At 73.4% G+C, this 11,380-nt stretch carries 11 protein-coding genes, 1 tRNA gene and 1 pseudogene; 5 read left to right on the plus strand and 8 right to left on the minus strand.

Annotated features, from left to right (window positions below; genetic code table 11):
- From ETD83_RS33990 to ETD83_RS34000, 3 genes and pseudogenes are all read left to right on the plus strand, one after another.
- A pseudogene (locus ETD83_RS33990) lies at nt 1–240 on the plus strand (hypothetical protein); the annotation flags it as partial.
- A gap of 70 nt (nt 241–310) precedes the next feature.
- Nucleotides 311–1,162: a helix-turn-helix domain-containing protein gene (locus ETD83_RS33995; protein WP_138649311.1), complete on the plus strand. Its 852-nt coding sequence runs from the start codon at nt 311–313 to the stop codon at nt 1,160–1,162.
- Nucleotides 1,163–1,217: 55 nt separating this feature from the next.
- Nucleotides 1,218–1,793 carry an MBL fold metallo-hydrolase gene (locus tag ETD83_RS34000; protein ID WP_138649312.1) on the plus strand — a complete coding sequence of 192 codons (576 nt, stop codon included), beginning with the start codon at nt 1,218–1,220 and terminating at the stop codon, nt 1,791–1,793.
- 7 nt (nt 1,794–1,800) lie between these two features.
- Here the strand turns inward: ETD83_RS34000 and ETD83_RS34005 are convergent, their stop codons facing one another.
- From ETD83_RS34005 to ETD83_RS34015, 3 genes are read right to left on the minus strand one after another with little or no spacing between them, the layout of a single operon-like run.
- Nucleotides 1,801–2,130, minus strand: coding sequence for a DMT family transporter (locus tag ETD83_RS34005; RefSeq protein ID WP_138649313.1), 330 nt, complete (start codon nt 2,128–2,130; stop codon nt 1,801–1,803).
- Nucleotides 2,130–3,068, minus strand: a complete 939-nt coding sequence (locus ETD83_RS34010; protein ID WP_138649314.1) for an LLM class flavin-dependent oxidoreductase — start codon at nt 3,066–3,068, stop codon at nt 2,130–2,132. The genes ETD83_RS34005 and ETD83_RS34010 overlap by 1 nt, the downstream gene beginning before the upstream one ends.
- 10 nt (nt 3,069–3,078) lie before the next feature.
- On the minus strand, nt 3,079–4,287 hold the full coding sequence (locus ETD83_RS34015) for a helix-turn-helix domain-containing protein (RefSeq protein WP_138649315.1): 1,209 nt from the start codon (nt 4,285–4,287) through the stop codon (nt 3,079–3,081).
- 125 nt (nt 4,288–4,412) lie between these two features.
- Here ETD83_RS34015 and ETD83_RS34020 point away from each other — a divergent pair, with 125 nt between their 5' ends.
- Nucleotides 4,413–5,207, plus strand: a complete 795-nt coding sequence (locus ETD83_RS34020) for a class II aldolase/adducin family protein (protein WP_138649316.1) — start codon at nt 4,413–4,415, stop codon at nt 5,205–5,207.
- Between the two features lie 21 nt (nt 5,208–5,228).
- On the opposite strand, the gene ETD83_RS34025 is transcribed toward ETD83_RS34020, so the two are convergent.
- Nucleotides 5,229–6,638: an ATP-binding protein gene (locus ETD83_RS34025; RefSeq protein WP_138649317.1), complete on the minus strand. Its 1,410-nt coding sequence runs from the start codon at nt 6,636–6,638 to the stop codon at nt 5,229–5,231.
- A 50-nt stretch (nt 6,639–6,688) separates the two neighbouring features.
- Nucleotides 6,689–8,335: an FAD-dependent oxidoreductase gene (locus tag ETD83_RS34030; RefSeq protein WP_230421364.1), complete on the minus strand. Its 1,647-nt coding sequence runs from the start codon at nt 8,333–8,335 to the stop codon at nt 6,689–6,691.
- 97 nt (nt 8,336–8,432) lie between these two features.
- Here ETD83_RS34030 and ETD83_RS34035 point away from each other — a divergent pair, with 97 nt between their 5' ends.
- Nucleotides 8,433–9,488, plus strand: a complete 1,056-nt coding sequence (locus ETD83_RS34035; RefSeq protein ID WP_138649319.1) for a Gfo/Idh/MocA family oxidoreductase — start codon at nt 8,433–8,435, stop codon at nt 9,486–9,488.
- 9 nt (nt 9,489–9,497) lie between these two features.
- Here the strand turns inward: ETD83_RS34035 and ETD83_RS34040 are convergent, their stop codons facing one another.
- The 3 genes from ETD83_RS34040 to ETD83_RS34050 form a co-directional block, all read right to left on the minus strand.
- Entirely contained in the window at nt 9,498–10,529 is a 1,032-nt protein-coding gene (locus ETD83_RS34040; protein WP_230421365.1) for a coiled-coil domain-containing protein, read from the minus strand.
- A 180-nt stretch (nt 10,530–10,709) separates the two neighbouring features.
- A complete protein-coding gene (locus tag ETD83_RS34045; protein ID WP_138649320.1) occupies nt 10,710–11,150 on the minus strand; it encodes an HNH endonuclease in 441 nt (146 codons plus the stop codon).
- Nucleotides 11,151–11,175: 25 nt separating this feature from the next.
- Nucleotides 11,176–11,246: transfer RNA gene (locus ETD83_RS34050), tRNA-Asn, on the minus strand.
- Nucleotides 11,247–11,380 lie beyond the last annotated feature (134 nt).

The following is an 11,380-nucleotide window of genomic DNA, read 5'->3' on the forward strand; positions in this document are numbered from 1 at the left end:
CGCCCGCCCGGCTCCGGGGGGCGCGCCACCCCCGCCCGCTGGTACAACTTCGACCCGGCGACCTACCTGGAATGCGCCGTCGCGGGGAGCCTCGGCGGGTGGGACGCCGCCGACGGCGCCCGCGTCCCGCTGCCCGCCGAGCCCGGCGAGCCGCCCGCGCGCTCCTACGTCCGCACGATCACCACCATGACCTGGGACGACCTGTCCCGCATCGCGGTGTGCGGCCAGATGTACGAGTAGCCCCCGCGAGGCGCCCGCGAGCGACGGCGGCGCGCCCGTAATCGTCCGGACGGCGTGGTAGGACTGGGGCATGAGCGACAGTCCGGTCGAGTTCGCCGACCGGGGAGGCTGGTGGCTGGCGCAGCGGCGCCCGCATCCCGCGCTGCGCCCGTTCCTGCGCTCCTACGACGGCTACTGGGAGACCGAGGCCGTCCCGACCCGGATGCGGACGCTGCCCACCCGCACCGCCGTCATGATCATCAATCTGGGACCGCCGCTCCTCATGCAGGTCCCGGACGGCGGCGTGCCCGACCGCGAGTACGGGTCGTTCCTCGCCGGGATGTACGACGGCCACGGCATGTACGTCAGCCCGGGCGGGCAGCGCGGCGTCCAGCTCGACGTGACCCCGCTCGGCGCCTACACGCTGTTCGGCGTCCCGATGGCCCACCTCACCAACGCCGCCGTCGAGCTGCCCGACCTGCTCGGACGGGCCGCGCTCATGCTCGTGGAACGGCTCGCCGCCGCCTCGTCCTGGGGCGAGCGGTTCGACGTCCTCGACGCGTTCCTGCTGCGGCGCCTGGAGACAGGTCCCGTGCCCGACCCGGAGGTCACCAGGGCCTGGCGGCTGCTGAACGGCGACCCCGCAGTGACCGTCGCCGATATCGCCGCCGACGTCGGCTGGAGCCGCAAGCACCTGACCCACCGGTTCCGGGAGCAGGCCGGGCTCCCGCCCAAGGTGATGGCCCGCGTGATCCGCTTCCAGCGCGCCATCGGGCTGCTGACCGGCGGCGCCGGGCTCGCCGACGCCGCCTTCGCCTGCGGCTACTACGACCAGGCGCACCTCAACCGCGAGTTCCGCGCCCTGTCCGGTTGCACGCCGCGCGAGCTGATCGGCGGGCAGCTGGAGCAGCAGCGGGTCACGACCCTCGCCGAACCCGTCTGACCAGAGCGGTTCCAGGGGCTGGACGGGGCCCGGGCACGGGGGTGACGATCGGGGCATGCCGCGCCTGATCCTGCTCGGTATCGGAACGGCCGGTCCCGATGGGCCGTCCGAGGGGGCGGCCCGCCCGCCGCTGCACGCCCCGGCGGGGTTGCTGGTCGAGTACGGGCACGCGCGGGTCGGGCTGGACGGCGGTCCCGGCTCGGAGCCGCCGGAGAGTTCGCAGGCGTGGCTCGTCCGCGACGAGCACGGCCCGTATCAGGCGGTCCTCGGCCGGATCGCCCGGCAGTGCGGCATGCCCGCGCCCGTCCTCGCGGCGTTCCGGCACGGGTCGCTGCGCATCGAGCCGCTGCCGGTCGCGCATCCCGGCCGCGCCATGCACGGCTACCGGATCACCGCCGGGCACCGCACGTGCGTGTGGGCGCCGGAGTTCGCCGAGCCCCCTGGCTGGGCGCGCGACGCCGACCTGATGTTCGCGGGTATCCCGCCCGGCGGGCCGCCGGAGGAGGCGGTCGGCGCGCTGCGGCGGCTCGGGGTGGCGCGGCTCGTCCTCGTCCGGCCGCCGCCGGCGGGGCGCGGGGAGCCGCCGCCGTCCGCCGAGTGGGGCGTCGAGGGCGCCCTCTACCGCATCTGAGCGGCCCTCAGCCCTGGTGGACGCCCCCGCCGAGGTTGATCACGATCACGCCCACCACGATGATCACCGCCCCGGCGATGGTGAGCGGCCTGACCTGCTCGCCGAACAGCAGGACGCCGCCGACGAAGGCGCCGATCGTGCCGAGCGCGGACCAGATCGCGTAGACGGGCCCCACGTTCAGGGACGTCAGCGCCTTCGCCAGGAAGAAGAACGAGATCACGTATCCCGCGACCACGACCACCGCGGGCCCGGGCTTGGTGAACCCGTCGGAGGCGCGCATCGACAGCGTGGCGGTGACCTCGAAGGCGATCGCGAGCGCGAGCAGCACGAACGGCATCAGCGGGCCCCTCCCGGCTCCCCGTACGTCGCGGCGACCGCCTCGAAGACCTTCATGTCGGCGTCGAACGGCGTCCCCGGACGCGGCCAGTGCAGCACGATCTCGGTGATGCCCAGCTCGGCGTAGCGGCCCGCGAGGTCGTCGAACGCGCCGGCCGAGTCGAGCCAGGGCTCCCCGCTGAACCCCGTCAGCAGGATCCTGTCCCCGATCGTGCGGCCCTCCGCCTCGCACGCGGCGTCCAGGGCCCCCAGCCGGGACCGGACGGTCTCCTGCGCCGTCCCGCCGTCGGGACGGCCGCTGGTCACCCACCCGGCGCCGTGCCGGGCGGCGAGCCGCATGCCGCGCGGACCGTTCCCGGCGATGACGAACGGCACGCGGGGACGCTGCACGCAGCCCGGCTCCAGGACGACCTCACGCGCCGTGTAGTGCGTGCCCTCGAAGGTCGTCTCCGGCTGCCGCAGCAGCCGGTCGAGCAGCCCGACCCATTCGGCGAAGCGGGAGGCGCGCTCGCTGGGCGTCCAGTCGTCGCCGCCGAGGACGCCCGCGTCGGAGGCGCGGCGGGTGCCGCCCGATCCGATGCCGATGGCCAGCCGCCCGCCGCTGATGTGGTCGATCGTCTTGATCGCGTGCGCCGTCGGGACGGGATGCCGGAAGTTCGGGGAGGTGACCAGGGTCCCGATCCGCACCCGGGAGGTGACGGCGGCGGCCGCGGCCAGGGTCGTGTAGGCGTCGTACCAGGGCGTCGTGCCCCGCCACGCGATGTGGTCGTACACCCAGGCGTGCCGGAACCCGAGGTCCTCGGCGCGCCGCCACAGCTCCCCCGCGTCCGGCCAGGACTGCATGGGCCACATCACGGTGCCGATCCTCGGTGGCGTCACCGGTCCCCCTCCGCTCTCGTGCGGGACGTCCCGGACGGAACGTCCATCCAAAACGTCCATCAAAACAGAATCAGGGCGCCGCGCGGGCGAGCCAGCGGTTCAGGGCCCACCACCAGTGCGCGGCGCGGGACACGGCCGCCCCGCCCGACGGGTCCAGCAGCGGGCGCCCGGTCAGCTCCTGCAGCCGCCGGATCCGGTACTTGACCGTGTTGCCGTGGACGTGCAGCGCCGCGGCCGTCGGCTCCATCCGGCCGCCGTGGTCGAGGTAGGCGAGTCCCGTCCCGGCCAGCTCGCGGTGGAACGGGTCGTCCGGGTCGAGGCCCGCCAGCAGCGCGCCCGCGAGCAGCCCGCCGATCTCCGGCTCCGCCGCGGTGACGGTGAGCAGCGCCAGGTCGGCGAGCTCCCGCATCCCGGTGAGCGCGGCGTCCGCGCCCGCGCGCAGCGCCCGCCGTCCCAGCTCGTACATCGGCGCGACCTCGGCGGGACGTACGGGCGGCGCCGCCACCAGCAGCAGGGGCTCGGGCCGTTCCGGGGGGTGTGGGGGGTCGTCCCCTCGCAAGTGACCCGACGTGGCGGGCGGCTCCGGGAGCCGGGCGACCAGCGCCGCGAGCCGCCCGTCGACCAGCGCGCACAGCCCGGGGCCCGCCGCGGTCAGCTCCGCCTCCAGACGTGCCGCGACCGCCGGGTCGCTGACGTCGGAGACCACGCAGTGGTACGCGCGGGACGGGTCGAGCGGCGCGAGCACCGGGACGGCCTCGCCGTGCAGGAGCTGCCGCAGCATCTGCACGCGGCCCTCCCGGACGGTGCGGGCCATCCCCAGCTCGGCGACCCGGTGCGCGTGGACCATCCGGTGGACGAGCGCGGTGGTGATCTCGTCGATGCGGGTGACGCCGTCGAGGAGCGCGGCGTCCGGGACACCCTGGCGGCGGCCGTCGGCGATGAGCGTCCGGACGAGATGGGCGCGGCCGGCCTGGAAGCCGTCCAGGAACGCCTCGACCGGCACGCCCTGCCGCGCCCGGTCCTCGCCGAGCCGTTCCGCCGCGGCGAGGACGTCCCCGGCGGGGCCGCCGCGCTCCAGCGCGTCCGGCCCGCCGCCCTCCAGCGCGGCGAGCACGCCCCGCACGAGCGCGCGGGTGTGCCGCCTGGTCTCCTCCTCGGGCAGCGCCGCCACCAGCGGGGACCGGCCGCGGGCGGCCCGGACGGCCGCCTCGAGCCGTGCCGGGTCGTCGCTGTGCTCGGTCAGCAACCGCAGGAACCGGTCGCCGGCGCTGGGCTCCATCCCTCCATTCTGCGCCCCCTTTGTCCGCTACGGACAACAAGGCCCGGGACGCTTGGATCGTTCCGGTCTAGCCGGATCGCCCGCGATGGTGTTCGGTGGACGCAGACGAGCCGAGGAGTGCCCCCATGTCCGACGAAGACGAGTTCCTGGAGAAGCTGCCGACCGACCTGATCTTCAAGCTGCCGCCGGCGTTCGACAACGTCGAGGACGAGCGCCGCCACCGCAAGGAGCGCCTGGCCGCCGCGCTGCGCATCTTCGGCAAGCTCGGCTTCGAGGAGGGCGTGGCCGGGCACATCACGGCCCGCGACCCGGAGCGGACCGACCACTTCTGGGTCAACCCGTTCGGGATGTCGTTCAAGCACATCAGGGTCAGCGACCTGATCCTGGTGAACCACGAGGGCAAGGTCGTCCAGGGCCGCTACCCCGTCAACGAGGCCGCGTTCGCGATCCACTCCCAGATCCACCAGGCCAGGCCGGGCGTCGTCGCCGCCGCGCACAGCCACTCCACCTACGGGCGGGCGCTCTCGGCGCTCGGCCGGAAGCTGGAGCCGATCACGCAGGACGTGTGCGCGTTCTACCAGGACCACGGCCTGTTCGACGACTACACCGGCGTCGTCACCGACCTGGAGGAGGGCAAGCGCATCGCCGCCGCGCTCGGCGAGACCAAGGCCGTCATCCTCCGCAACCACGGCCTGCTGACGGTCGGGGACACCGTGGACGCCGCCGCCTGGTGGTTCATCACGATGGAGCGCTCGTGCCAGGTGCAGCTCCTCGCCAAGGCCGCCGGGCAGGTCGTCCCGATCGAGCACGACAACGCCGTCCTGACGCACCAGCAGATCGGCAACGACCTGGTCGGCTGGATCAACTACCAGCCGCTCCACGACCAGATCACCCGCGAGCAGCCCGACCTGTTCGAGTAGCGCCCGCCGGCGGGCCCGCGTTCACTCGCCGTTCGGCTCGGTGAGCGGCAGCAGCACCTGGAAGCGGGTGTCGCCGGGCAGCGACTCGACGCGGATGTCGCCGCCGTGCCGGTCCGCGACGATGCGCCAGGAGATGTCCAGGCCGAGGCCGGTGCCCTGCCCGACCGGCTTGGTGGTGAAGAACGGCGTGAAGATCCGGCCGAGGTTCTCCTCGGGGATGCCGGTCCCGGTGTCCGCGATCTCCACGAGCGCGTGGTCGTTCTCGCGCGCGGTGCGGATCGTGAGGGTGCCCGACCCCTGCATCGCGTACAGCGCGTTGACGATCAGGTTCGTCCACACCTGGTTCAGCTCCGCCGCGTAGACGGGGACGAGCGGCAGGCCGGGGTCGTAGTCGGTCTTGACGACCACGTCCTGGCCGATCTTGCGCTTGAGCATGGTGAGCGTGCTGTCGAGCAGCTCGCGCAGGTCGGCGCGCTGGTGGGCGGCGCGGTCGAGCTGGGAGTACTGCCGCGCCGAGTCCAGCAGCGCGGTGATGCGGCCCATCGCCTCGGAGATCTCCGCCTGGAGCTGCGCGACCTCCATCACCTCGGCGAGCCAGCGCATCGCGCCCGGCAGGTTGTCGCCCGCCGCCGTCGCGACCTCCTCGGCCTGCTCGATGCCGATCCCCGCGGCGACCAGGCCGGGCGCGAGGTCCCAGGCGTCGCCGACGCCGTGCTCCTCCATCCAGTCGCCCAGCTCGTCCTCGGCGTCGCTGACCTCCAGCGGGCTCCGCCTGGCCGCCTGCGGCTGGAGCGCGGGGCGCAGCGCGACCAGCGCGCTGAGATGCGTGCAGTCGACGCCCTGCGCCGCGAGGTCGGCGAGGCTCTTCTGCGCCCCGAGCAGCCGTTCGCCCAGCTCGGTGCTGGCCCGCGCCGCCGCGGCGGCCGGGTTGTTCAGCTCGTGCGTGAGCCCGGCGGTGATCGTGCCGAGCGCGGTGAGCCGCTCCCGCTGGTCGACCACGCGCCGGTTGTTGGTCATCCCGAAGAACACGCCCTCCAGCAGGTGGGCGGCCATCGGGAACCACTTGAGGACGGACTTGCCGAACTTGCGCGCGGGCAGCACGAACATCCGGCAGTCCCGCACCGCCCGGAGCGTGTGCTGGTAGATCTGCTCGATCTTGTCGCCCAGGTACGCCTGGACGGCGCCGCCATAGGTGCCTGGACGCGACGTCCGGCTCACCTCGACGATGTGCCCCCGGACGTTCGTGGACATCGCCATCTCGCCGTCCAGCAGCACGTACAGGAACTCGGCGGGGTCGCCCTGCGCGCAGATCTCGCCGTCCGCGGGGACCGCCTCGACCGTCCCGTGCTCCGACAGCCAGGCCAGCTTGTCGTCGTCGAGGTCCTCGAAGAGGAACAGCTCCCGCAGCTCCTCGGGCGATGCCGTACTCATGCCTGCTCCTTGTGGTGGGACGACCCCCCACGCCCCCCGGTTCGCTTCGCTCATGCCTGCTCCAGGTAACGGTGAACGAGGGCAACGGCCATGGCGCCGTCGCCGACCGCGGACGCGACGCGCTTCATCGACTCCGAGCGGACGTCGCCCGCGGCGAACACGCCGGGGACGCTGGTCTCCAGGTGGTAGGGCTGCCGGACGAGCGGCCACCCGGCGGGCCTTCGTCCCCCCGCGACGAGGTCGGGGCCGGTGAGCACGTAGCCGCGCGGGTCGCGCTCGACGAAGCCGTCCAGCCACCCGGTGCCCGGCTCGGCGCCGATGAACACGAACAGCCAGTGCGCGTCGATCGTCTTCTTGCCGCCCGCCCACGCGAACGTGAGGCGCTCCAGCCGGTCGGCGCCCTCCGCCGCGCAGACGGTCTTGCCGGTGTGGACCTCGATGTTCGGCGTCTCGCCGATCTGCTCGATCAGGTAGTGCGACATCGACCGCTCCAGACCCTCCGCCCGGACGATGATGTGCACCTTCTTCGCATACTTCGCGAGGTGGACGGCGGCCTGCCCGGCGGAGTTCGCGCCGCCGACGACGGCGACCTCCTCGTCCGCGCAGGACGGCGCCTCGGTGAGCGCGGCGCCGTAGAACACGCCGCGCCCGACGAAGTCGTCCACGCCCTCGGCGTTGAGGCGGCGGTAGGACACGCCGGTGGCGAGGATGACGGCGTGCGCGGCGATCTCCGTGCCGTCCGCCAGCCGGGCGACGCGGGCCGTGCCGCGCGCCTCCAGCGCGGTGACCTCGCCGGCCTGGAGCAGCTCGGCGCCGAACCGGTCGGCCTGCCGGCGGGCCCGCTCGGCGAGCTGCGCCCCGGTCACCCCGTCGGGGAAGCCGAGGTAGTTCTCGATGCGGGAGCTCTGCCCGGCCTGGCCGCCGAGGGCGCGCCGCTCGACGACCACCGTGTTCAGGCCCTCGGAGGCGCCGTACACGGCCGCGCCCAGCCCGGACGGCCCGCCGCCGACGACGATCAGGTCGTAGAAGCCGGTGGACGGGGTGGTCGACAGGCCGATCGCGGACGCCAGCTCGGCGTCGGAGGGGGCGCACAGCGTCGTCCCGTCCGCGGTCACGATCAGCGGCAGCTCCGGGGAGCCCGCGGCCGTGACGAGCTGGGCGCCCTCCGGGTCACCGTCCATCAGCCAGTGGTAGGGCACCTGGTGGCGGGCGAGGAAGTCGCGGACCTCGTAGCAGCGGGCCGACCAGCGGTGCCCGACGACCCGCAGCTCGCCCGGCGGGCGCCGCTCGGTCCGCGCCCACGCGTCGAGCTGGGTGTCGATCACCGGGTAGAACTTCTCGTCCGGCGGGTCCCAGGGCTTCAGCATGTAGTGGTCGAGGTCGACGACGTTGATCGCGCGGATCGCGGCGTCGGTGTCGGCGTAGGCGGTGAGCAGGACGCGGCGGGCGTACGGGTACAGGTCCATGGCGCGTTCCAGGAACTCCACGCCGTTCATCTCGGGCATCCGGTAGTCGGCGAGCATGACGGCGGTGTCCTCGCCGCGCAGCCGCAGCTCGCTCAGGGCGTCCAGCGCCTGGCGGCCGGACTCGGCGCGCACGATCCGGTACGACTCGGCGTACCTGCGCCGCAGGTCCCGGGCCACGGCCCGGGACACGCCCGGGTCGTCGTCGACCGTCAGAAGCACTGGCTTGGGCAACGGGCCCCCTCGTTCCTGTCCATCCCTGGACGAAAGCCTACGTCGCCCCCCGACCCCGGGATCGGGCGGCCACCGCGCCATCGGTCATGATCGTGGCATGGACCTGCGTGTTGCGCTGATCGGATACGGCACCGGCGGCTCGGTCTTCCACGCGCCGCTGATCTCGTCCGTCCCCGGGATGCGGCTCGCCGCGGTCGTCACCGGGGACCCGGAGCGGCAGCGGGCCGTCCGGGAGCGGTACCCGGAGGCGGACGTCGTGGACGGCGCCGACCGGCTGTGGGGCACGTCAGGCGAGTACGACCTGGTGGTGGTCACCGCGCCGAACCGGCAGCACGTCCCGCTGGCCCGGACGGCGCTGACCTCGGGCCTGCCCGTCGTCGTGGACAAACCGGTGGCGGCCTCCGCCGCGGACGCGCGGTCGCTGGCCGCGCTGAGCGCCGTCCGGGGGCTGCCGGTGTTCCCGTTCCACAACCGGCGCTGGGACGGCGACTTCCGGACGGCGTCCCGGCTGATCGGCTCGGACGCCCTCGGCGACGTCCGGCGGCTGGAGTCCCGCTTCGAGCGCTGGCGGCCCGAGGTGCGCAAGAGCTGGAAGGAGAGCACCGACCCGCGCGAGGCGGGCGGCATCCTGTTCGACCTCGGCACGCACCTGATCGACCAGGCGGTCGCGCTGTTCGGCCGTCCCGCGGCGGTCTACGCGGAGATCGACACGCGGCGGCCGGGGGCGGCGGTGCCCGACGACGTGTTCGTGGCCCTGTCCCATCCCAGCGGCGTCCGCTCCCACCTGTGGGCGAGCGCGACGGCCGCGCAGCTCGGGCCGCGGTTCCGGGTGCTGGGGAGCCGCGCGTCCTACGTCGTGCCGGGGATGGACCCGCAGGAGGAGCAGCTCCGCGCGGGCCTCACCCCGAAGGACCCCGGCTACGGGCTCGCCGCGCCGGAGGCGTACGGCCTGGTCGGCACGCCCGGCGAGGAGCGGCTCGAACCCACCGCGCCGGGCGCCTACCAGGAGTTCTACGCGTCGGTGGCCCGCGCCCTCGCCGGTGAGGGGCCCCCTCCGGTGACGCTCGCCGACGCGATCACCGGCCTGGAGGTCGTCGAGGCCGCCGCCCGCTCCGCCGCCGAACGCGCCGTCGTCGGCCTCGACGAGAAATAGCGCTCCGGATCAGAGGACGGAGACGTGCACGTGGTCGTAGTGGTTCTGCGTGACGCTGCCCCGGTCCTCCATCTGGCGCCAGCCGCCGCTGCTGCGCATGTCGTAGATGCGCTGCTTCCAGATGACGTACTTGATCCCGAGGCGGGACGCGTTGTCGATCACGTACTGGGCGACGCGGTCGCCGTGCGCCTGGGCGGAGGCGCTCGGCATCTGCCCGCCGGTGCTCTCCATGAAGTCGCAGGCCCGGCCGGAGCCGTGGTCCTGCGGGTCGCCCGGACGCGAGCACCCGATGGACGGGAACGGTCCGAAGTTGCCGTCGATCGCCAGCAGGGCCGTGCGCATCCGCGCGGTCATCGAGTTGCCCGCGATCGGCGACTTGGAGCCGCTGACCCCGTCGGGCCGGCCCGCGGGGGCCTGCGTCCTGGTGACCTCGGGCTTGTACTTGGCGAGCAGCTTCTTGACGCGGCTGCGCTGGCCCTCCAGGTCCTCGATCTCCTTCTTGACCGCGTCCAGCTTCTTGGCGGCCGTCGCCTGCGACTCGGCCGCCTTGGCGTTCAGGGCCTGCAACGCCTGGAGCCGGCGGCCGTTGTTGCGGCTGATGTGCTCGACCACGGCGGCGTCGTGGACGGCGGTGCCCGGCTCGGCGGAGGAGATCATCGGGACGATGTCGAGCCGTCCGGTCATGTAGGCGGTGGAGGCGAGCCGGGCGATGTCCGCGCGGGCGGCGTCGTACTCGCGGTCGGTCCTGGCGGCGTCGGCGGCGGCGCGCTCGGCGGCCTTCTTCGTCTCTTCGAGGGTGACGAGCTCGCCGCGGTACTCCTTCGACAGCTTTGCGGCGCGCTTCTGGAGTTCCGCGTACTTCTTCTTGAGATCCTGCGGCTCCTGCGGGAGTCTCGCCGCGCTCCCGGACACCGGCGGCAGCGCCACCGAAAGGCCCACCGCGAGGGCGAGTGCCGCGAGGCGCCGCCCCGCTTTACGCCGCCCCGCTTCGCGCCGCCCGCCGGAGCGGGCCGTCGTGCCGGGGGAATCGAGGGCCGCCACAGATCACTCCTAGATAACAAAGCTCAGATTGGCGGGCACGCTACCACAATCACCCAATTAGCCTCACATGCTTCAGAAAACACACAGAGTAACTCAAACACTACTGGAACACCGTATGGTCCACGATTCGGAGGCCGGTCCGCCGTGATGCGGCGGACCGGCCTCCGGTGCGGTCTTCGGTCAGGTGCCGACGAGTTCGTCCCAGCGCGGGACGCGCGGCTCGGACAGCAGCCGCAGCCCGGCCTCCGCGACCGTCCGGTCGCCCTTGCGGTTGTTGCACTTACCGCAGGCCAGGACGGTGTTCTCCCACGTGTCGCCGCCGCCCCGCGACTGCGGGTGGACGTGGTCGATGGTGTCGCCGCGCTTGCCGCAGTAGCAGCAGCGGCCCCGGTCGCGCAGGTAGACGCCGCGCTTGGTCCAGGGCGGGCGCCGTCCGTGCCGCCAGCGCATCGCGACGTACCGGACCAGCCGCAGCACGCGCGGCACGGGGAAGCGGCCGAAGGTGCGGCCCTCCTCCGCCTCCTCGACGACCGCCACCTCGCGGACCAGCATCCGGATGGCGTGCCGCAGATCCACCTTCTGCAGTGGCTCGTACGACGCGTTCAGGACGAGCACGTTCACCGGGTCACCTCCCTAGCCCGTGCCGCTCCCCCGCCAGGATTCGAACCTGGATATCCGCATTAACGGTGCGGCGTTCTGCCGTTGAACCACGAGGAAATGTTCCGGCAATTATCCGGCTTCCGGTCATTTCCCGGAAGCCTCCATAAGAGTGCCGATACACGGGCGCGGGAGGCAACGCATTTTCACCCCGCGAACGGGCGCGGGGGCGCGGCCCGGCGGGCCGGGCGGCG

This window comes from Actinomadura soli (assembly GCF_005889715.1).
Taxonomy (GTDB): Bacteria; Actinomycetota; Actinomycetes; order Streptosporangiales; family Streptosporangiaceae; genus Spirillospora; species Spirillospora soli.

What these genes read in the sequence shown, in the direction of transcription:
- ETD83_RS34025 (WP_138649317.1), bottom strand. Translation starts at nt 6,638, where the DNA reads ATGAGTACGGCATCGCCCGAGGAGCTGCGGGAGCTGTTCCTCTTCGAG.
- ETD83_RS34010 (WP_138649314.1), bottom strand. Translation starts at nt 3,068, where the DNA reads ATGGACGTTTTGGATGGACGTTCCGTCCGGGACGTCCCGCACGAGAGC.
- ETD83_RS34000 (WP_138649312.1), top strand. Translation starts at nt 1,218, where the DNA reads ATGCCGCGCCTGATCCTGCTCGGTATCGGAACGGCCGGTCCCGATGGG.
- ETD83_RS34015 (WP_138649315.1), bottom strand. Translation starts at nt 4,287, where the DNA reads ATGGAGCCCAGCGCCGGCGACCGGTTCCTGCGGTTGCTGACCGAGCAC.
- ETD83_RS34020 (WP_138649316.1), top strand. Translation starts at nt 4,413, where the DNA reads ATGTCCGACGAAGACGAGTTCCTGGAGAAGCTGCCGACCGACCTGATC.
- ETD83_RS34005 (WP_138649313.1), bottom strand. Translation starts at nt 2,130, where the DNA reads ATGCCGTTCGTGCTGCTCGCGCTCGCGATCGCCTTCGAGGTCACCGCC.
- ETD83_RS33995 (WP_138649311.1), top strand. Translation starts at nt 311, where the DNA reads ATGAGCGACAGTCCGGTCGAGTTCGCCGACCGGGGAGGCTGGTGGCTG.
- ETD83_RS34035 (WP_138649319.1), top strand. Translation starts at nt 8,433, where the DNA reads ATGGACCTGCGTGTTGCGCTGATCGGATACGGCACCGGCGGCTCGGTC.